This is a genomic window from Burkholderia lata, assembly GCF_902499335.1.
Taxonomy (GTDB): Bacteria; Pseudomonadota; Gammaproteobacteria; order Burkholderiales; family Burkholderiaceae; genus Burkholderia; species Burkholderia lata_B.
On record NZ_CABVQK010000008.1, the window covers coordinates 1 to 19,292 of the forward strand.

At 67.6% G+C, this 19,292-nt stretch carries 20 protein-coding genes; 11 read left to right on the forward strand and 9 right to left on the reverse strand.

From position 1 onward, the window contains the following. Positions 1 to 100: 100 nt before the first annotated feature. The 3 genes from BCO18175_RS20210 to BCO18175_RS20220 are packed head-to-tail and all read right to left on the reverse strand — an operon-like array spanning position 101 to position 2,179. Entirely contained in the window at positions 101 to 1,339 is a 1,239-nt protein-coding gene (locus BCO18175_RS20210; protein ID WP_174913697.1) for an MFS transporter, read from the reverse strand. Beyond that, a complete protein-coding gene (locus tag BCO18175_RS20215; protein ID WP_174969903.1) occupies positions 1,336 to 1,671 on the reverse strand; it encodes a hypothetical protein in 336 nt (111 codons plus the stop codon). The genes BCO18175_RS20210 and BCO18175_RS20215 overlap by 4 nt, the downstream gene beginning before the upstream one ends. A 37-nt stretch (positions 1,672 to 1,708) precedes the next feature. Further along, complete coding sequence (locus BCO18175_RS20220) at positions 1,709 to 2,179, reverse strand: MarR family winged helix-turn-helix transcriptional regulator (RefSeq protein ID WP_174983476.1); 471 nt, start codon at positions 2,177 to 2,179, stop codon at positions 1,709 to 1,711. 170 nt (positions 2,180 to 2,349) lie between these two features. Here BCO18175_RS20220 and BCO18175_RS20225 point away from each other — a divergent pair, with 170 nt between their 5' ends. After that, positions 2,350 to 2,841 carry a 2,4'-dihydroxyacetophenone dioxygenase family protein gene (locus BCO18175_RS20225; RefSeq protein ID WP_174913688.1) on the forward strand — a complete coding sequence of 164 codons (492 nt, stop codon included), beginning with the start codon at positions 2,350 to 2,352 and terminating at the stop codon, positions 2,839 to 2,841. A 102-nt stretch (positions 2,842 to 2,943) separates the two neighbouring features. On the opposite strand, the gene BCO18175_RS20230 is transcribed toward BCO18175_RS20225, so the two are convergent. Together BCO18175_RS20230 and BCO18175_RS20235 are read right to left on the reverse strand one after the other, a co-directional pair. Beyond that, the gene (locus BCO18175_RS20230; protein WP_174983478.1) at positions 2,944 to 4,092 is read right to left on the reverse strand and encodes an epoxide hydrolase family protein; all 1,149 of its coding nucleotides are present in this window, start codon (positions 4,090 to 4,092) and stop codon (positions 2,944 to 2,946) included. 76 nt (positions 4,093 to 4,168) lie between these two features. Then, entirely contained in the window at positions 4,169 to 5,128 is a 960-nt protein-coding gene (locus BCO18175_RS20235; protein WP_174983481.1) for a GlxA family transcriptional regulator, read from the reverse strand. A 134-nt stretch (positions 5,129 to 5,262) separates the two neighbouring features. Here BCO18175_RS20235 and BCO18175_RS20240 point away from each other — a divergent pair, with 134 nt between their 5' ends. The 3 genes from BCO18175_RS20240 to BCO18175_RS20250 all read left to right on the forward strand — a co-directional run bounded on the left by BCO18175_RS20240 (position 5,263) and on the right by BCO18175_RS20250 (position 8,630). Further along, positions 5,263 to 6,063 carry an SDR family NAD(P)-dependent oxidoreductase gene (locus BCO18175_RS20240; RefSeq protein WP_174983483.1) on the forward strand — a complete coding sequence of 267 codons (801 nt, stop codon included), beginning with the start codon at positions 5,263 to 5,265 and terminating at the stop codon, positions 6,061 to 6,063. Between the two features lie 325 nt (positions 6,064 to 6,388). Continuing rightward, positions 6,389 to 8,209, forward strand: coding sequence for a sensor domain-containing diguanylate cyclase (locus BCO18175_RS20245; protein ID WP_254608135.1), 1,821 nt, complete (start codon positions 6,389 to 6,391; stop codon positions 8,207 to 8,209). 124 nt (positions 8,210 to 8,333) lie between these two features. Then, positions 8,334 to 8,630: a hypothetical protein gene (locus BCO18175_RS20250; protein WP_174913677.1), complete on the forward strand. Its 297-nt coding sequence runs from the start codon at positions 8,334 to 8,336 to the stop codon at positions 8,628 to 8,630. Between the two features lie 21 nt (positions 8,631 to 8,651). Here BCO18175_RS20250 and BCO18175_RS20255 read toward each other — a convergent pair whose 3' ends face one another. From BCO18175_RS20255 to BCO18175_RS20265, 3 genes are all read right to left on the reverse strand, one after another. Continuing rightward, positions 8,652 to 9,992, reverse strand: a complete 1,341-nt coding sequence (locus BCO18175_RS20255; RefSeq protein WP_174983485.1) for an MFS transporter — start codon at positions 9,990 to 9,992, stop codon at positions 8,652 to 8,654. An 87-nt stretch (positions 9,993 to 10,079) separates the two neighbouring features. Further along, a complete protein-coding gene (locus BCO18175_RS20260) occupies positions 10,080 to 11,423 on the reverse strand; it encodes an MFS transporter (protein ID WP_174913672.1) in 1,344 nt (447 codons plus the stop codon). Positions 11,424 to 11,604: 181 nt separating this feature from the next. After that, positions 11,605 to 12,564 carry an MBL fold metallo-hydrolase gene (locus BCO18175_RS20265; protein WP_174956349.1) on the reverse strand — a complete coding sequence of 320 codons (960 nt, stop codon included), beginning with the start codon at positions 12,562 to 12,564 and terminating at the stop codon, positions 11,605 to 11,607. 177 nt (positions 12,565 to 12,741) lie between these two features. Here BCO18175_RS20265 and BCO18175_RS20270 point away from each other — a divergent pair, with 177 nt between their 5' ends. Both BCO18175_RS20270 and BCO18175_RS20275 read left to right on the forward strand, forming a co-directional pair. Further along, positions 12,742 to 14,391 carry an IclR family transcriptional regulator gene (locus BCO18175_RS20270; protein WP_174983487.1) on the forward strand — a complete coding sequence of 550 codons (1,650 nt, stop codon included), beginning with the start codon at positions 12,742 to 12,744 and terminating at the stop codon, positions 14,389 to 14,391. A gap of 243 nt (positions 14,392 to 14,634) precedes the next feature. Further along, the gene (locus BCO18175_RS20275; RefSeq protein ID WP_241020352.1) at positions 14,635 to 14,778 is read left to right on the forward strand and encodes a hypothetical protein; all 144 of its coding nucleotides are present in this window, start codon (positions 14,635 to 14,637) and stop codon (positions 14,776 to 14,778) included. Positions 14,779 to 15,219: 441 nt separating this feature from the next. On the opposite strand, the gene BCO18175_RS20280 is transcribed toward BCO18175_RS20275, so the two are convergent. Beyond that, entirely contained in the window at positions 15,220 to 15,702 is a 483-nt protein-coding gene (locus BCO18175_RS20280; protein ID WP_021159229.1) for an Lrp/AsnC family transcriptional regulator, read from the reverse strand. Between the two features lie 284 nt (positions 15,703 to 15,986). Between BCO18175_RS20280 and BCO18175_RS20285 the strand changes: the two genes are divergently transcribed. The 5 genes from BCO18175_RS20285 (at position 15,987) to BCO18175_RS20305 (ending at position 19,173) form a co-directional block, all read left to right on the forward strand. Next, positions 15,987 to 16,625, forward strand: coding sequence for a LysE family translocator (locus tag BCO18175_RS20285; RefSeq protein WP_174983489.1), 639 nt, complete (start codon positions 15,987 to 15,989; stop codon positions 16,623 to 16,625). Between the two features lie 120 nt (positions 16,626 to 16,745). Continuing rightward, positions 16,746 to 17,921 carry a voltage-gated potassium channel protein gene (kch, locus tag BCO18175_RS20290; RefSeq protein ID WP_174983491.1) on the forward strand — a complete coding sequence of 392 codons (1,176 nt, stop codon included), beginning with the start codon at positions 16,746 to 16,748 and terminating at the stop codon, positions 17,919 to 17,921. A 69-nt stretch (positions 17,922 to 17,990) separates the two neighbouring features. Next, the gene (locus BCO18175_RS20295) at positions 17,991 to 18,422 is read left to right on the forward strand and encodes a YqaA family protein (protein ID WP_174983492.1); all 432 of its coding nucleotides are present in this window, start codon (positions 17,991 to 17,993) and stop codon (positions 18,420 to 18,422) included. Between the two features lie 96 nt (positions 18,423 to 18,518). After that, positions 18,519 to 18,845, forward strand: a complete 327-nt coding sequence (locus BCO18175_RS20300; protein WP_174983494.1) for a type II toxin-antitoxin system RelE/ParE family toxin — start codon at positions 18,519 to 18,521, stop codon at positions 18,843 to 18,845. Next, positions 18,838 to 19,173 carry a helix-turn-helix domain-containing protein gene (locus BCO18175_RS20305; protein ID WP_174983496.1) on the forward strand — a complete coding sequence of 112 codons (336 nt, stop codon included), beginning with the start codon at positions 18,838 to 18,840 and terminating at the stop codon, positions 19,171 to 19,173. Before BCO18175_RS20300 ends, BCO18175_RS20305 begins: the two co-directional genes overlap by 8 nt. The last annotated feature ends 119 nt before the right edge of the window (positions 19,174 to 19,292 follow it).

The window sequence follows — 19,292 nt, forward strand, 5'->3', positions numbered from 1 at the left end:
TGAACGGCTGAACGGCTGAACGGCTGAACGGCTGAACGGCTGAACGGCTGAACGGCTGAACGGCTGAACGGCTGAACAGTGTGAGCCCGTTTTCGGCCGCTCAGGCCCCCTCGCCCATCCCCGGCTGCGCACGCATCCGCTTCATGAAATGCGTCGCGACGAGCGCCGCGGCAAAACCGGACAGCGCGCCGACACCGAGCGCCCAGCGCGGGCCCAGATGATTCGCGACCCAGCCGGCCACCGGCGCACCGATCGGTGTGCCGCCGAGCGCCACCGCGAGACGCAGCGCCATCACGCGACCGCGCATCGCCGGCTCGGTCGACAGTTGCACCAGGCTGTTGGTCGAGTTCATGAAGGTGATCGCGGCGATCCCGGTCAGCACCAGCGCGGCGCCGAACAGCCAGTAGCCCGGCGCCAGCGCGGCCAGCGTACAGCCGAGCCCGAACAGCGCCGCGCCGATCCACAGATGCCGGAAGCGCGGCCGGTCGCGGCGCGCCGCGAGCAACGCCCCGGTAATCGTACCGACGGCCATCATCGACGACAGCACGCCGAAGCCGCGCGCGTCGACGTGAAACACGCTAGCAGCCATCGTCGAGATGAACAGTTGGAAATTGAGCCCGAACGTGCCGATCAGGAACAGCATCACGAGGATCGCCTTCAGATCCGGGCGCTGCCACACGTAACGGAACCCGTCGAGCAGGCTCCCGCGCGTGCGGTCGGCCCGTGCATGCGCGCGCAGCTCGTCGGCGCGCAGCATCGACAGCGACGCCAGCACCGCGACGAAGCTGAGCCCGTTGAGCAGGAACGCCCAGCCGGTGCCGACCGACGCGATGATGAAGCCGGCCGCCGCCGGCCCGATCATCCGCGCCGCGTTGAACGACGTCGAGTTGAGCGCGACGGCGTTCGCCAGCTCCCGATCGGCGACCAGCTCCGCGACGAACGTCTGCCGCACCGGCGCATCGAACGCCGACGCGCAGCCGAACAGGAACGCGAACAGATACACGTGCCACAGCTGCGCGACGCCCGTCACCGTCAGCAGCCCCAGCAAGAGCGCGAGCCCGCCCATCAGTGCCTGCGTCGCCATCAGCAGCTTGCGCTGGTCGAAACGGTCGGCCGCGTAACCCGTCCACGGCAGCAGCAGAAGCTGCGGGCCGAACTGCAGCGACATCACGATACCGACGGCCGATGCGTCGTGATGCGTGAGCTGCGTGAGGACGAGCCAGTCCTGCGCGGTGCGCTGGATCCACGTGCCGATGTTCGATACCAGCGAACCGATCGCCCACACGCGATAGTTGAAGCTGCGAAGCGAGCGGAAGACGCCCGCCGCCGGCACGCTCATGGCCGCTCCCGGTCGGGCTCGTTGCCGCCGTGCAGCTCGCCGAAGTGCCTTGCGACGAACAGGCCGAGCGCGAGGATGCCGAGGCCGAACGCCGCCGCGTCGGCCGTCACCCGGAGGTCGAAATCGCCGACGCGGCACACCAGCACATAGGCCATCACGAGGTTCGCGACGCCCCACAGGACATTCACCGTGGACGACGACAATCCGCGTCCGGGCGGATTCGCGAACGGGGTCTGGAACGGCTCGCCGCGCAACCCGCTGACGAGATGCGGCACGACGTTCGCGAGAAACGCGCCGCCGAAGAAATACGACACGAGATGCGGGAGGTTCATGTTCGGGTTGTCCTTTCTCCGAGCGGGTCGAGGTGGCTCACGGGCGCAGCGGTTCCTGGAATTCGGCGAGCCGCTGCAGCAGCTTCACGGCCGACGCGAGCTCGGCCTGCTCGGCCTCCGACAGTTGCGCGTGCAGCGCGCGGAACAGCCAGTCGTCCTTGGCCGCGCGGTTGGCCTGCAGCACCTTGCGGAAACCGGGCGTGAGCGCGATCAGCGTCTGCCGGCCGTCGGAGGGATCGGGCTCGCCGCTGACAGCGCCCAGCGTCTCGAGCGTCGCGACCGTCACGCGCATCGACTGCGGCCGCACGCTTTCGGCGCGCGCGAGCGCCGACACGGTCGCGGGGCCGTCGCGGTCGAGCCTCAACAGCACCGATTTCTGCGACGACGTGAGGTCGTGCGGGTGGATCTGCTCCCGCATCCGCCGCATCAGCTTGCCGACCGAGATGCGAAGTTCGCCGGCGAGACCGGCCAGTGGGAGCGCTTCGGAGGGAAGCAATGGCGTGTTCATAAATTCAAGATAGCAGATATACAGTCAAACTGTACAGTTTAGCTGCATATTTCAAGCTGTAAGGATCGCCTCTTCGCATGAGTTCGAAAGCCGACGCAAAGCATCCCGTTCGGCTGCTCGAGCCGGCTCTGCGATAATGCGGGCTCCCCATTTCCGCTCCGCCTTCCGCCATGACGCAGCCGTCCGCCCCGCTCTCCACCGACCTGCCGCCGATCTCGTGCCTGCCCGGCGAGGCGCTGCCGTGGCTGCCGATGAGCGCCGACCTGCCGGGGCTGGCGATCAAGTACCTGCACATCAATGCGGCCGAGGACACGCTGACCGCGCTGCTGAAGATGCCGGCCGGCGGCACGCTGCCGCGCCACCGCCACGAAGGTGAGGTGTTCGTCCATACGCTGCAGGGTGCGTGGCGCTACCGCGAATACGACTGGGTGGCGCACGCCGGCTCGACGGTGCTCGAACCGGCCGGCTCGGTGCATACGCCGGAAACGCTCGGCGCACCGGGCGAGGACGTGATCACGCTGAACGTGATGCGCGGCGATCTCGTGCTGCTCGACGACGACGGCCGCGAAACCGCGCGCGAGAACTGCCGCGTCGCGCTGCTGCGCCAGCGCAAGCATGCGCGCACGGCACCGGACGACGCCGTCGCGTTCGTCACGCGGTAACGCAGGCGACAGCGTCGCGTCACGATCCGCGTGGTGTTCGCGCGCCCTATCGCCTGGATGGCCGCCGGTGCACTTGGCCTGCTTCGCCCGCCGACCGGCTCGTCACCGAAAGCGCCGGAAAAATTTCCGAATGTCGTTGGCCAGCAGATCCGGCTCTTCCATGGCCGCGAAATGGCCGCCGCTCGGCATGTCGGTCCATTGCACGACGTCGAACACGCGTTCGAGCCAGCTGCGCGGCGGCCGGCTGATTTCCTTCGGAAAGCACGCGAATGCAACGGGTACCGTCACGCGTTGCCCGGCCGCGAAGCGCATGGGCTGCAGCCGGTTTTCCCAATACATCTGCATTGAAGAGCCGATGCAGCCGGTGAACCAGTAGAGCGAGATTCCGGTCAGCAGCGCATCGTGCGAAAACCGCCGTGCGACGTCGCCGTCGCAATCGCTCCACGCACGGAATTTCTCGGCGATCCATGCGGCCAGTCCGGCCGGCGAATCGTTGAGCGCGACGGCCAGCGTCTGCGGCTTCGTCATGTGCACATGCGCGTATCCGCCTTCCAGCGCGGCCCACTCGCCGCGCTGTATCACGAAGGCCCGTTCGGCCTCGGTCAGCGGCAAAGCCGCGTCCGTCGGAGGCTCGTAGCTGCCAGGCAGGTAGTTCAGATGGATGCCGTCCACCCTGTCGGCATGTCGCGCGCCGAGCGCGACCGACACACCTGCGCCGAGATCGCCGCCTTGCGCGCCGAAGCGTCGATATCCGAGACCGGACATCAACGCCGCCCAGCGGTCGGCGACCTGAAATGCCGACATGCCGGGTGCCGTCGGTGCGGGCGAGAACAGGAAGCCCGGCAGCGACGGTACGACGACATCGAACGCGTCGTCAGGATTGCCGCCGAATGCCGCCGGATCGCAGAGGCGATCGATCAGCGCGTCGAATTCGAACACGGAGCCCGGCCAGCCGTGCGTGATGACGAGCGGATAAGGTTGCGGTCCCGCCCCGCGCCGATGGATGAAATGCACGCGCTGGCCATCTGCGTCCGCGACGAACTGCGGCAACCGGTTCAGCGTGCGCTCCACCGCCCGCCAGTCGAAGCGCTCGGCCCAGTACTCGGTCAGTTCGCGCAGCCACGCGCCGTCCATACCCTGCTGCCACGGCTCAGCGGGCGTGAGCATCGGCGGACGACGGTCGCGCAGGCGCCGACGCAGGTCATCAAGCGCGTGATCGGGTATCGCAATGTCGAACGGCTCGGCGTGCATGGTGTCTCCTCGCGAAGGATGCCGGAGATTCTGCGCGATTTTTCCGCCCCCTGCTGGCGTCTCGCGCCCGCGGGCATCAGCCCGTTTCCCGCTCGTCCGCCCGCGCGTCACGCCGCATCGCCTGCGGCGGCACGCCGAACCCGCGCACGAACGCCTCGCGCATGTGCCGGCGGTCGCGAAAGCCGTTCTCCTTCGCGATCACGTCGAGCGAATGGCGGCTCTGCTCGATCATCAGCCGCGCGGACTCCAGCCGCAGACGCTCGATCGCCTTCGCCGGCGACTGCCCCGTTTCGAGCGTGAACACGCGGCTGAACTGGCGCGGGCTCAGGTGGACGGCTTCGGCGAGATCCTCGACCGTCAGCGCACGGCCGAGATTCTGCCGCGCGTAGTTCAGCGCGTTCTGGATCCGGTCGGATTTCGGCGCGAGCTCCAGCATTTCCGAATGCTGCGACTGGCCGCCGGCCCGCCGCTGGTGCATCACGAGCTTGTGCGCGACCGACCGTGCGGCATCCGCGCCCAGATCCTTTTCCACCATCGCGAGTGCGAGGTCGAGGCCGGCCGTCATCCCGGCCGACGTCCAGATCGGGCCGTCGACGATATAGATCCGGTCTTCCTCGACGCTAATCTCCGGGTACTGCCGCTGCATGTCGCGGCCGAACGCCCAGTGCGTCGTCGCGCTGCGCTGCGCGAGCAGCCCGGCCTCGGCCAGCACGAACGCACCCGTGCAGATGCCGGCGATCCGCCGCGTGCGCGCCTGGGTGCGGCGCAGGAACGCGACGACGCCGGCCGGTGCCGGCGAAGCAAGCGGATCGTTGACGCCCGCGACGATCCACGTATCGACCGCGATCCGCCCGCGCAGTGCGTGCGTGGCAACCGGCAGCCCGAGCGACGAGCGCACGTCGCCGCCGTCGACCGAATAGTTGTCCATCACGTAGAACGGCTCGCTCATGCCCATGTTCGCGTACTCGAACACCGACTGCGCGGCGAGCGCCATGATCTGGAAGCCGTCGCTGATCAGAAAGCCGATGCGGTGCATGTGCGTTCTCCCGTCCCGGGCAAGTGGGTTGCCCGATGTCCTGAATCATACCCATCTACGTCATTTGTGTCGCAGCGATTCGAGACCAGAATGGTTTCACGCCATCCGGCCATTCCATCGAAACGGAGCACATCATGACGCAAGCACATCGCGGTACCGCCCTCATTACCGGCGCGTCGTCGGGCATCGGCGCCGTCTACGCCGACCGCCTCGCACGCCGCGGCTACGACCTGATCCTGGTCGCGCGCAGCCGTGAACGGCTGACCGCCCTCGCCGAGCGCATCACGAACGACACGCAGCGCAGCGTCGAGATCATCGACGCCGACCTCAACGACCACGCGGCACTCGCCGCCGTCGAGACGAAGCTGAAGCAGGATGCGAGCATCACGCTGCTCGTGAACAACGCCGGCGTCGGTACGCACGCGCCGCTGCTCGACAGCGACGTCGACGCGATGACGCGGATGATCGACCTGAACGTGACCGCGCTCACGCGCCTCACCTATGCGGCCGTGCCCGGTTTCGTCGCCCGCGGCCACGGTGCGGTGATCAACATTTCGTCGATCGTCGCGATCTCGCCGGAAACGCTGAACGGCGTGTACGGCGGCAGCAAGGCGTTCGTACTCGCGTTCAGCCAGTCGCTGCATCACGAGCTTGCCGGCAAGGGTGTGCAGGTGCAGGCCGTGCTGCCCGGCGCGACCGCCACCGATTTCTGGCAGACGGGCGGCCTGCCGCTCGAGCATCTGCCGAAGGAAATCGTGATGCCGGCGCCCGCCATGGTCGATGCGGCGCTGGTCGGCTTCGATCGCGGCGAACTCGTGACGATCCCGTCGCTGCATGCGGGGGACGAATGGACCGCATACGAGGCCGCGCGCCGCACGATGGCCCCGCACCTGTCGGCCGATACGCCCGCGCCGCGCTACGCGACGGCACGCTGACCACGCGGCATCCCGCAAGTCGAAAGCGACGAGCGCGTCGAACCGGGGACGCGCCACGGAACACGGTGATATACGGCGTATCGCCCGCAATCACCCGAGGTTCCGCGGCACGTTTCCGGGCACGCGCCGATCGGTGGATTCGTCTGCGGGAACCCGCGCCGGATTCTTTCCCGACCGGCGCAAATGGTGCGCATCAACAGACGATTGCGGTTCACTTGCCATGCATTCCGCGCAACAGTAAGCTCTGCGATTGCAGTCCCCAAGCGGCCTCGCTCGACCGGTATTCGTCCGATCACGAGGCAATCGTCCGTTGCGGAATTCGACCATGCGGGTCCGTATGTTCATCACCGAGACCGGCGACGCGCCGGCCTCCGCACGCGGTGCGGCAGACCGTCAGCCCGCGCTCCCGCCCCTGCCCGAACTGGACACCGTCTGTCGTGTCGCGCGTACGCATTTCGGCGCCGCCGGCGCGTTCATTGCGCGCGTCGATGCCGATGCGCAACGTGTGCTGGCCGCCGACGGCATGCTGCCCGAGCCGCTTCCCGATCCACTGCCCGCCGCTTGCTTGCCGCCCCAAATCGCGCCGGATCCGGCCGCGGATGCGCGGTTCGCCCTGCACGGCACGAACGCCAACGGGCGACCCGACGTCGACCCGCCTCACGCGCTGCGGCTCGTCGCGGCCTGCGAACTGGCCGCGCCCGATGGCACGACACTCGGCACGCTGTGCATCGTCGACGATAAGCGCCTCACGCCCGACGCCACCCAACGCGCGATGTTGCGCGACCTCGCCACGCTCGCCGCAAGCGCGCTGGCCCGCGCGATCGAAGCAGCCGCGCTGCGCGAGCGGCTCGCCGTCGTCGAGGAACACAGCACGCTGACCACGCTCGCGCTCACCGAAAGCGGCACCGGCGTGTGGGATCGCAACGTGGAAACCGGCGAGATCCATTATTCGCCCGCCTGGAAGGCGTTGCTCGGCTACGCGCCGCACGAGCTCACCACCCGCATCGAAGATGCGTACGAACGGCTGCATCCGGACGACGTCGACGACGTGAAGGCCACGATGCTGGCGCACTTCGAGCGCCGCACCGACTGCTACGCGGTCGAGCACCGCATCCGCTGCAAGGACGGTTCTTACAAATGGATCTGCAGCCGCGGCAAGGTGATTGCCCGCGACGGCAACGGCCGAGCGCTCCGGATGGTCGGGACGACCACCGACATCACCGCGCTGCGCGAGCTCGCCGCGCGGTTGCGCGACTCGGCCGCGCTCGTCACGGATCTCACCGACCAGGTTCCCGGGCTCGTGTTCCAGCTGCGGCAGGCGGCTGACGGGCACCGCGTCTTCACCTATGCGAGCGCGGGGGTCAGCGACATCTACGAACTGACGCCCGAGCAGGTCGCCCGCAGCGCGGAGGCCGTCGAGACACGGATCCATCCGGCCGACCTGGTCGCCTATCGGCTGTCGCTGCACGATTCGTCGATACGGCTGACGCCGTGGCGCCTCGAATATCGCGTGCTGCTGCCCGGCCAGGGCCTGCGCTGGCGCGAAGGCGACGCACGCCCGCAGCGCACGGCCGACGGCGGAACCGTGTGGCACGGCTTCATCACCGACGCAACCGACCGCAAGCACATCGAGGCGGAACTGCACCGGATGGCGACGACCGACCACCTGACGCAACTGTCGAACCGCCACGCGTTCATGCGGCAAAGCGAAGCCGCGCTGCGCAACGTGCGCACGACCGGCCTGGCCGCCGCGGTGCTGATGCTCGATCTCGATCACTTCAAGGCGCTGAACGACCGCTGGGGTCATCCGGTCGGCGACCGCGCGCTCCGGCATTTCGCGCGGCTGCTGCTCGCAGAAACCGGGCCGGACGGCATCGTCGGCCGGGTCGGCGGCGAGGAATTCGCGATCGTGCTGCCGAGGGCGGATCTCGACACTGCGCTGGCTTTCGCGCAGCGCGTGCAGCAACGCGCGATGCAGGCGCGGCTCATGCACGAGGACCAGCAGGTCACGCTGACCGTCAGCATCGGCATCGACGCGATGCGGGCGTCGGACTTCGGCGCGTACCAGCCGCTGTCGCGCGCCGACAAGGCGCTCTACCTCGCGAAGGAACGCGGCCGCAACCGGATCGAGGTGTATCGGGCGTAGCCGCCCCGCGCCCCCGGCCAGGCGACGGCGCGCCGCGTCAGGCTTCCGGCCGCCCCCGTTGCACGACATATTCGGGACGGATCGTGTAGGCTAGTGCCCCTGACCCTACCCGCCCCGACTTGCCATGGACAATGCCAAACGAACCGCGCGAATCGCGTCGGGTCTTCTCGTCGTCGCGCTCATCGAGTTGCTGGCACTGGTGATCGGCTACGTGTTCGCCAGTTCGATGGACGATCCGTACGCCGGCCTTCGCGTGCTCATCACCGCGCTCTTCTGGGTGGCAGGCCTGTCGGTCATCGGGGTCATCGCGGCTATCGCCTACCTGTCGATCGACCTGCAGGCGCGCGGCGGCATGATCTACGGGGCGCTGGTGCTGCACGGCCTGCTCGTCCTGCCCGGGCTGTTCCTGTACTTCCACTGAATCGCACCGTAGCCGCCAGCGTCACGCCGCGCCATCACGCGGCACCGCCCGCACACCCAGCAGCATCGCGACCGCGCACGCGGCCAGCAGCGCCGCGATCATCAGCATCGCCGAATCCATGCTGCCGGTTTTCGTGCGGATCAGCCCGACGAGCCACGGCGTGATCATGCCGCTCGACACGCCGATGCTGCTGATCAGCGCGATCCCGCCCGCCGCGCCCGCGCCGGAGAAATACGCGGACGGCACGGCCCAGAACACCGGATGCGCGGCGAAGATCAGCATCGCCGCGACCGACAGCAGCGCCATCATCGCGACGATGCTCGACAGGTGCAGCGTCAGCAGCGCGAGCGCCACCGCGCCGCCGAACGCGCACGCGGCGAAGTGCCGGCGCCGTTCGCGCTTGCGATCGGAGCGCCGCGCGATCGCGATCAGGCCGGCCGCGCCGATCGCGTTCGGCACGACCGACAACAGGCTGATCTGCACGACGTCGTGGATGCCGAATTCGCGGATCATCAGCGGCATCCAGAACAGCAGCATCAACAGCGCGGTGGTCAGCGAGAAATAGATGAACGCGAACAGGTACGTGCGCGGTTCGGCCAGCACCTGCCGCAGCGAGTGCGGCGCCGGCGTATCGGCACCGGCGTGGTCGGCGGCCAGGTCGGCCGCGAGCCGCTGCCGATCGGCATCGGACAGCCACTGCGCCTGCTCGGGACGATCGCACAGCCAGAACCACGCGATCACGCCGAGCAGGATGGCAGGCGCGCCCTCGATCGCGAACATCCATTGCCAGCCGTGCAGCCCGAGCACGCCCGACATCCCGCGCATCAGCCAGCCCGACAGCAGCCCGCCGACCATCCCGGCCACCGCGACACCCGCGTAGAAGATCGACAGCACCGACGCACGCCGCCGCGCCGGGTACCAGTACGTCAGGTAGAACACCACGCCCGGGAAAAAACCGGCCTCGAACAGCCCGAGCAGGAAGCGCAGCACGTAGAAATGCTTCGCGCTGTCGACGGTGATCATCGCGACCGACACCGCGCCCCACAGGAACATGATCCGCGCGAACGTGCGGCGCGCGCCGAAGCGGCGCAGCAGCGCGTTGCTCGGCACCTCGAACAGCACGTAGCCGACGAAGAACAGTACCGCGCCGAGGCTGTACATCGCGTCGGTCAGGCCGAGATCCTGCCGCATCTGCAACTGCGCGAAGCCGATGTTGCTGCGATCGAGGATCGACACGATGTAGCAGATGAACAGGAACGGCACGATCCGCGCGCCGATGCGCCGGTACAGCGCGTCGTCGTCGGTTGAAGCGACGCCGGACGCGACGGCACGCGCGGCGTCCGCTTGAAGAGGGGCTGACATCGATCGTCTCCTCGATGGATTCGGGTACGGGGCGCACACGTGACGCCGGTCGCCGCCGCCCGCGCGCGGCGACCGGCCGTTGCTCGTTCAGTCGCGCGGCGCGCCTTCGGCTTTCACGCCGAGCATCAACGCAACCCCGCTCGCCACCAGCAGCGCGGCCAGCAGATACACGGCGAGATCCATGCTGCCGGTGCGCGTGCGGATCATCCCGATCACCCACGGGCTGACGATGCCGCTCGTGATCCCGATGCTGCTGATCAGCGCGATCCCGGCCGCGGCCGCGTTGCCCGACAGGTAGCGGGTCGGCACGGCCCAGAAGATCGGCAGCGCGGCGAAGATCAGCGTCGCCGCGATCGACAGGCACGCGAGCATCGCCGCGAAGCTGTGCAGGTGCAGCGTCAGCGCCGCAAGCGCGAGCCCGCCGCCGATCGTGCAGCACGCGAAGTGCTTGCGGCGCTCGCCGGTGCGATCCGAACGGCGCGCGATCAGGATCAGCCCCACCGCACCGACCGCATTCGGCACGACCGTGTACAGGCTCACGGCCACGACGTCGGTCACGCCGAAGTCGCGGATCATCAGCGGCATCCAGAAATTGAGCGTCAGCGACGCGCAGGTCAGCGAGAAATAGATGAACGCGAACAGGTACACGCGCGGATTCGCGAGCGCGGCCACGAGGCTGCGCCCGTCGTGCGCGTTGCCGTGCCCGCCGCCGCCGGCGCACAGCGCGGCAACCCGCGCCTTTTCATCGGACGTGAGCCACGTGGCATCCTGCGGCCGGTCGACCAGCAACGTGAACGCGGCGAATGCGAGCAGGATTGCCGGCGCGCCTTCGATCGCGAACATCCACTGCCAGCCGTGCATCCCGAGCACGCCGCTCATGTCGCGCATGATCCAGCCCGACATCAGGCCGCCGAGCACGCCGGCCACCGCGACGCCCGCGAAGAACACCGAGATCGCGGCCGCCCGCCGGTTCGCGGGGAACCAGTAGGTCAGGTACAGCACGATGCCGGGAAAGAAGCCCGCTTCGAACACGCCGAGCAGGAAGCGCAGCACGTAGAAATGCGACGGCTGCGACACGAACATCATCCCGGTCGATGCGATGCCCCACAGCAGCATGATCCGCGTGAAGGTGCGGCGCGCGCCGAACCGCGCGAGCAGCAGGTTGCTCGGCACTTCGCAGAATACGTAGCCGACGTAGAACACCGCGGCGCCGAGGCCGTACATCGCATCGCTGAAGCCGAGGTCGTGCTTCATCTGCAACTGCGCGAAGCCGATGTTGATGCGGTCGAGGAACGAGATGACGTAGCAGAGGAACAGGAACGGCACGATCCGCCATGCGATCTTGCGGAACAGCAGCGCATCGTCCGTGGCGGCGGAAGCCGAAGCGCTCGCGTGCGCGAGCGCCGCTTCGGCGGGAAGCGATTGGGGCATGTCTCTCTCCAAACAGGCTGCGCGATTCGAGCGCGCAAGCCGTCTCCCAGGGCGTACGTGCGCCCTGCTTTTTTAATGAGATCGGATACGGCAGACGGAAAGACGGCGGAACGCCGCGGCCGGTCGCCGCTTCAGAAAAAAGGCGGAGCGCCCTGCCGGACACCCCGCCTGTGCAAGCCGCTCAGTCCTGCAGCGCGGCCCACATATCCTTGTCGCGCTGCGCGGTCCAGATGCGCGGATGCGTGATGCCGCTCGCCTCGTCGAACGCACGCGACACGTCGAACGGCAAGCAGTGCTCGTAGATGAACACGTGGCCGAACTTCGGATCCATCGCTTCACGCGTGAGCGCCATCGACGCCTTCAGGTCGAGCTTCTGCTCGACGGCCTTGCGGCCCTGTGCGAGCAGCGTCGTGACGAAATCCTTCGTGTAGTCGAGGCCCTTGTTCACGTCGGCCGGGTTCAGCAGCGCGGGGCCGCGGCCCGGCACGAGCTTCTCGGCGCCGAGCGCGCGCAGCGCCTCGAGCGTGGCCGGCCACTGTTCGAGCTGCGCGTCGCCGCAGTAGCACGCGGCGTCGTATTCGACGAGGTCGCCCGAGAACAGCACCTTCTGCGACGGGATCCAGACGATCGTGTCGCCCTTCGTGTGGCCCGAGCCGACGTGCATGATCTTCACTTCGAGCTTGCCGAGGAACAGCGTGATCTCGCGCTCGAACACGAGCGTCGGCCAGGTCAGGCCGGGCACCGTCTCGACACCGGCGAACAGGCGCGGAAAGCGTTCGATCTCCGACTTCATGTCGGCCTCGCCGCGCTCGACGATCATTTCGTACGTGCCGCGGCTCGCGATCACGTGCTGCGCGCCTTCGTCGAAATACGCGGACGCGCCGAGCACGCGCACCGCGTGGTAGTGCGACAGCACGACGTGCTTGATCGGCTTGTCGGTCACGCTGCGGATCTTCGCGATCAGGTCCTGGGCCATCGCGGGCGTCGCGGTCGTGTCGACGATCAGCACGCTGTCGTCGCCGATGATCACGCCCGAGTTCGGGTCGCCTTCGGCGGTGTACGCGTACGCGTTCTCGGACAGCTTCGTCCAGGTGACTTTCTTCTCTTCCAGATCGGCTTGGGAGGCGAATGCTTTGGCCATGTTGCGTTCCGTGGCTGCGAGCCATGTGTTGAGGGGAGTGAGCGGATCATCTTCCTGCATCGAATATTTGTCAATGACAAAGTCGCTTGCTATTGTTTAATACGGGTAAACGTGCGGGCTGGCGCGATAAATGGCGTCGGATACCATGCGGGGTTTCGTCAACGGAAGAATCATCGCGTGCAGAACCACGAAGTCAGCGCAGACGACGCGCCGCCCAAGGCGCAGCGCGGAATCCAGAGTGTCGAGGTCGGCGGCCGGCTGCTCGACGCGCTCGCGCGCCGGCGCAAGCCGCTCGGCCTGTCGGAGCTGGCCGCGGCGGCCGACCTGTCGACCGCGCAGGCGCACACCTATCTCGTCAGCCTGACGCGGCTCGCGCTCGTGAAGCGCGACGCAATCACCGGCAACTACGAGCCGGGCCCGTTGTCGCTGCGGCTCGGGCTGATGTCGATCGAGCGCCAGCCGGCTTACCGCGCGGCGCTGCCGCACGCGGCGCGGCTCGCGGAAGCGGTCGGCCTGAGCGTCGCGCTGTCGGTGGCGGGTGCGCTCGGACCGACGATCGTGCGTATCGAGCACGGCGGCTATCCGCTGCACGTGAACCTGCACGTCGGCTCGGTGATGTCGCTCGACACGACGGCCACCGGCCGCGTGTTCCGCGCGTTCGGCGATCCCGCGCAACTCGATGCGATGGCGGCCAGCCAGGCCGGCGCGGGTGCCACGCTCGCGGGCGCCGAGCAGCCCGTGCCGGACGCCGGCGTGCCGCAGGCGGAACTCGACGCGATCCGCGCACGCGGTATCGAGCGCGGCGTCGACCTGCCGAGCCCCGGCGTCAGCGCGATGTGCGTGCCGGTGTTCGACGCGGAGGGCAAGCTGCAGCTCGCGTTGACGGTAATCGGTTCGACGGGCTCGATCGACGTCGACTGGGACGGCCCGATCGCGGCGGCACTGCGCGACGCGGCACGGCAGGCCACCGCATCGCTCGGCGCGGCGCACGACGCACCGCCGCCCGCATCCGGCCCGGCCCCGGCCGCCCCGCGCGTGCCGCCCGCGCTGGCAGACGATGCGAAGACGCAGCGCGGCATCAACGCGCTCGACAGCACCGGCGAGTTGCTGCTCGCGCTGGTGTCGGCGGGCCGCGCGCTGCCGCTGCGCGATCTCGCGGCGGCAGCCGGCATGCCGGCCGCGAAGGCCTTTCCGCATCTCGTCAGCCTGCAGAAGATCGGCCTGCTGAGCCGCGACGACGCCGGCTGCTTCGGCGGCGGCCCGCTCGGGCAAGCGCTCGGCCTGATCGCGATGCAACGCGTGTCGCCGACGCGCGACGCGGAAGCCGAGATCGTCGCGCTGGCCGGCGCGACCGACATGAGCGTGGCAGCCGCGACGCTCGGGCCGCTCGGTCCGACCGTGATCCGCCTCGAGGAATCGGCGCGGCCGCAGCACGTGAGCCTGCAGGTCGGCACGGTGATGTCGCTCGTCAATACGGCGATCGGACGAATCTTCGCGGCCGGCATGTCCGACGACGTGCTGGCCGACCTGCTCGCCGACGAACCCGTGCGCCTCGCGGGCAACGTCGCCGCGCCGGCCGACGACGCCTTCCGCGCACGGCTCGCGACGATCCGCGTGGACGAACTCGATTTCGCGTTCGACGCGCCGGTGCCGGGCATCGGGACGGTCGCCGCGCCCGTGTTCGATCACACCGGCAGCATCCGGCTCGTGATCGCGATCATCGGCTCGTCGCGCGGCTTCCCGCGCGGGCCGGACAGTGACCTCGCGCAAGCGTTGCTCGCCGCGACGCGGCGGCTGTCGTGGCGGTTCGGGTGGATCGGCCGGTAAGCCGCCGCCCGCTTCCGGCATCCTCCCCGCCACTCGAATTCCCCTTTCTCATCCCATGCGATGGCCGTGCAGGCACGGCCTCGTTACGCCTGTGAGGCATGCGCAGGCAGCCGATATTCATGTTGCGAAGCAGCAACACAAATTGTCAGTAATTCTCATATAACGAAATCGCATTTCACAAAGCGGAGGCATTTCGCTATGATTAGGGTTATCCCTAACTCGCCACCTATATGGGGCTTCGTCATGCAAACGTCTAACATCTCCGACCGTTCCACCGAATCCGCTGGCTGGCTCGCACGTATGGGCGAGCTGATTGCAGAAGCGTGGGCACTCCACCTCGAGAACTGCGAAGTCATCGCTGAAGCGCACGCACGCCTGCCGCGCTGAACGTGGAATGGCCGGCCGCCAGCCGGTTGGCCAAACGATGTCCTGCCTGATCCGCTTGCCCGGACGCGCGCCATCAGGCCGCGGCGTCGGGCAACGGGTTGCATGGCAAGTCACTGGAAACAGGCCGGGTAGTCCCGTGGCATGCGCTCCCCGTATCGGACGCGCGTTGAAGTCGCTCTGAAGTTGCTTTAAACCTGATGCCGGCGCCGATCAACATCGGCGCGGTTTTGTCTGCCGGTTGCCCGGGCGGGCAGCCGTTATCTCGCCGGCGCGCGAGTACGCCGGATCGTCACGGACGGAAGATTCATCCGTCTTGGCGGCCCGGGCGCCGAACCGCGCCGTACGCGTTGCCCCTCGCCCGATTGCCGGCTTTCTCCGCGCAAACGCGCAATCACATGCGCCGTCGCTTCAACGACGGCCGCGTGCTCATCCCCGCCCTCATCACACCTGAATCGACGGCACGTCCTTCATGCAGCGCAGCGCGAACATCGAGCGGCTGTGACGGATGCTCGAAATCTTGTACAGCTTTTCGCGCAGGAAGCGCTCGTAGCCGGCGGTGCCGTCCACCGCGACCTTGATCCAGTAGTCGTACTCGCCCGACACGAGATAGGCCTCGAGCACCTCGGGCAGCGCGGCGAGTTCCTCGCCGAAGCGGGCAAGCGCGTCATCCTCGTGACGATCGAGCGTGACTTCGAGGATCACGATGTCCGCATAGCCCAGCTTCCGCTGGTTGACGAGCGCGACGTAGCCGTCGATGTAGCCGTCCACCTCGAGCTGCCGCGTGCGGTTCCAGCACGCGGTGGTCGACATGCCGATCTGTTCGGCCAGTTCGGCGTTCGACAGACGCGCATTTTTCTGCAGTGCACCAAGAATTTTGCGGTCCTGGCTGTCGAGCGTTTTCGGCGAGCGTTCACGTGTGGCCATGGCAGGAGGAATCTTCTACTGAAAACAGGGATTCTATCTGAACGACATTCCGGATTTGTGTCGGTTTGTGTGGAAAAGCGGAAGCCTTTTAATCCGGCCCCTTGATATATTTTCCCCATGCCTGTTGTCCGGCACGCTCCCCGCGACAACCCCTTCGCACCGGGACGCATGGCCGCAATCACGAGTTGCGGTGCCGGCCAGCAGGCATGCGATTCCCCGCCGTCCGCGCGCCTATCCGGCCGCGCGGCTTCGGCGCCCATGTTCCTGTTCCTGCCCTACCCGTCATGTCGTTCAGGCTTTACCTCTCGTTTCTCGCGGCTTCCGCCGTTCTCGTCTACGCCCCCGGCCCCGTCAACCTCCTCACGATGAACCAGGCGCTGCGCGCCGGCTGGCGCCGCGCGCTGCCGTGCGTCTGGGGCGGCACGCTCGCCGTGCTGCTGCAACTCGCGCTGACCGCGCTGTGCCTGAATTCGCTCGTGCATCTCGACGAGCGCGCGTTGACCGTGCTGCGCTGGGCCGGCGCGGCCTACCTCGTCTGGCTCGGCTGCAAGCAATGGCTCAGCCGTGCACCGGCCGGCGCGCCCGCCACAACGACCGGGCCGGCGACACCGGAGACCGACTCGCACCGCGCGCTGTTCTGGCGCGGCGTCGCGACCTCGGGCCTCAATCCGAAGACGCTGCTGTTCTTCCCGTCGTTCTTTCCGCAGTTCATCATCCCGAGCGCCGACTGGAGCCTGAATCAGCAGTTCCTGCTGCTCGCGGCGACGTTCGCGGTGCTGTTCGCGGGCGGCGTCGCGTCGATGGCGCTGTTCTCGCACCGGCTGAGCCGCGCGCTGCAGCGTCCGGCGCGGATGCGCGCGATGAATCGCGTGACGGGCGGCCTGCTCGTCGGGATGGGCGCAATCATGGTCGGCTGGAACTGAACGACCGGGCGGCCGGCTTCATCGCGGCCGCCGCCATGGCCCTCTAAAAAGCAGGCAATCGCCGAATGCTTTAGGGTAGCGGCTGTTTCGTTGGACATGCCCGGCCAGCCGGGCGACTGGATGAAGCCCCTCACTACCCGCCTGCGGCGCCTGTTCGCGCCGATCGGCCTGCACTGGTATCTCGCCCTCCTCCTCGCGCTCGATGCGCTCATGGTGCTGCGCCCCGTCGTCGAGCATGCAAGGCTCGGCGTGCATCACGCGTGGCTCGCCGATGCGCTGAACCTCGTCGACAACGCCGGGCTCGTCGTGTTGCCGCAAGTGGTCGTCGCGGCCGGCCTCGCGACGATGGCCATCGGCATCGTGCTGCGCGCCCGCGTCGCGTGGGTGCTGTCGATCCTGCTGCTGGTCGCGGCTGCCGCGATCAGCGTGCTCGGCGGCTATCGCAGTCACGGGGTGTTCGTGTACACGGCCGTGCTGGCCGTCGCGCTGCTGTATTACTGGCGGCACTTCGACCGCGCGAGCGTCGCCGCGAGCAGCCTGTTCGCGTTGCTGAGCATCGTGTCGCTGCTGATCTACGCGACCTTCGGCGTGCTGTATCTCGGCGACGAATTCACGCCGCCCGTCCACGATCTCGCCACGGCCGTCTATTTCTCGATCGTGTCGATGTCGACGGTCGGTTACGGCGACATCGTTCCGCACGCGCCGACCGCCCGCCTGTTCACCGCGTCGATCATCGTGCTCGGCATCACGGTGTTCGCGACGTCGATCAGCGCGGTCGTCGGCCCCGTGATCGGCGGCAATCTGAAACGGATCGTCAAGGGAGGCCTTTCGAACGTGATCCGCAAGCATCATTACCTGATCGTCGGCGCGACACCCGTCGCGCATGCGGTGCACGACGGGCTGCGCAAGCGCGGCTACGCGGTGACCGTCATCGTGCCGGCCGGCGTCGAGCACAACTATCCGGCGTCGACCGACCTGATCGTCGGCGATGCGACCGACCACGCGGTGCTGGAAAGCGCCGGCGCGGCGACCGCGCGTGCGGTGCTCGCGCTGCGCTCCGACGACGCCGAAAACGCCTTCATCATCCTCGCGATCCGCGAGATCGCGGCATCGGTCCGCACGGTCGCGCTCGTGAATCACCAGCGCAACCTCGAACGGCTGCGCCTGCTGAAGCCCGACATGGTGTTCTCGCCACAGCAGCTCGCGGGCGAACTGCTGGCCAGCACGCTCAACGACGAACCGGTCGACAAGTCGCTGATCTCGCACCTGCTGTTCGGCACGGTCGACGCAGCATGAACGCCTGACCGCATGAACGTGTGACCCTGTGCCCCGGGTTGGCCGGCGCGCGCCCGGTACAATCGCGCGATGTCCGAATTGCTCACTTACGGCGGCCTGTTCGCCGTGTCGATGGTCGCCGCGACCCTGTTCCCGCTCCAGTCCGAAGCCGTGCTCGCCGGCCTGCTGCTCGCCGGGCGCGAACCCGTGTGGGCGCTGGTGCTCGTCGCGAGCATCGGCAACGTCGCCGGCTCCGTGATCAACTGGGCGCTCGGGCGCGGCATCGAGCACTTCCGCGAGCGCCGCTGGTTTCCCGTCAAGCCGGCCGCGCTCGCGCGCGCCGAGCGCTGGTATGCGCGCTATGGCCGCTGGTCGTTGCTGCTGAGCTGGGCGCCCGTGATCGGCGATCCGCTGACGATGATCGCCGGCGTGCTGCGCGAGCCGCTACCGTCGTTCCTCGCGATCGTCACCGTCGCGAAGGTCGCCCGGTATCTGGTTGTTGCGTGGCTTGTTACGCAGTGAGCAACACGTCGCGACGCCCATTCTGCACGCACCTCCACCCAGCCCCGACCCGACGCATGCCTTGCCCGGAGTTAGCAAATTTGCTAACATTCACCGATGAATTGGACCGTCACTTACTACAGCGAACGTGTCAAACGCGATGTGTTCGAGCTGCCGCCAGGAATTCTCGCCAGTTATCTGAGACTGCTGGAATTGATGGAGTCGTACGGGGCCGACCTTCGCATGCCACACTCGCGGGCAATGGGCGGCGGTCTTTTTGAACTGCGCCCGAAGGGCCGCGAAGGTATCGGGCGTGTTTTCTACTGCATGGAGGTTGGTGAGCATATCGTTGTCCTGCACTCCTTCGTCAAGAAGACTCAGGAAACGCCGGACAGTGAATTACGCATCGCTCGTAACCGAATGAAAGAGGTACACAATGGCTAAAGCCGTACGCCCTGCTCGCGAGCACGAGGACCGGTATGCACCGGTCAAGCACACGAAAGCCGATACGAAACGTCTGCTCGCCGATCCGGCGGTCAAGGCGGCCTATGATGCGCTCGATGAGGAATTCACGGCACTCGACGCACTGTTGGCCGCTCGTCGGGATGCCGGCCTCACCCAGGCGCAGGTTGCCGAACGTATGGGAACCACCGCATCCGCCGTGTCACGTCTGGAGGCATCGCTTTCCAGCGACAAGCATTCACCGTCGTTCTCGACGTTGCGAAAATATGCGGCGGCCTGCGGGAAAAAGCTGGTGATCTCGTTCGCGTGAACAAAGTTCAGCATCGCCTCTCACCTTCAATTCGCGTGATGCCGCCCGATTGCGATACATGATGCTCGCTAACGCGGCAAATCGGGCAGCACTTTCGAAACGGCCGAAATGGTCGGGCC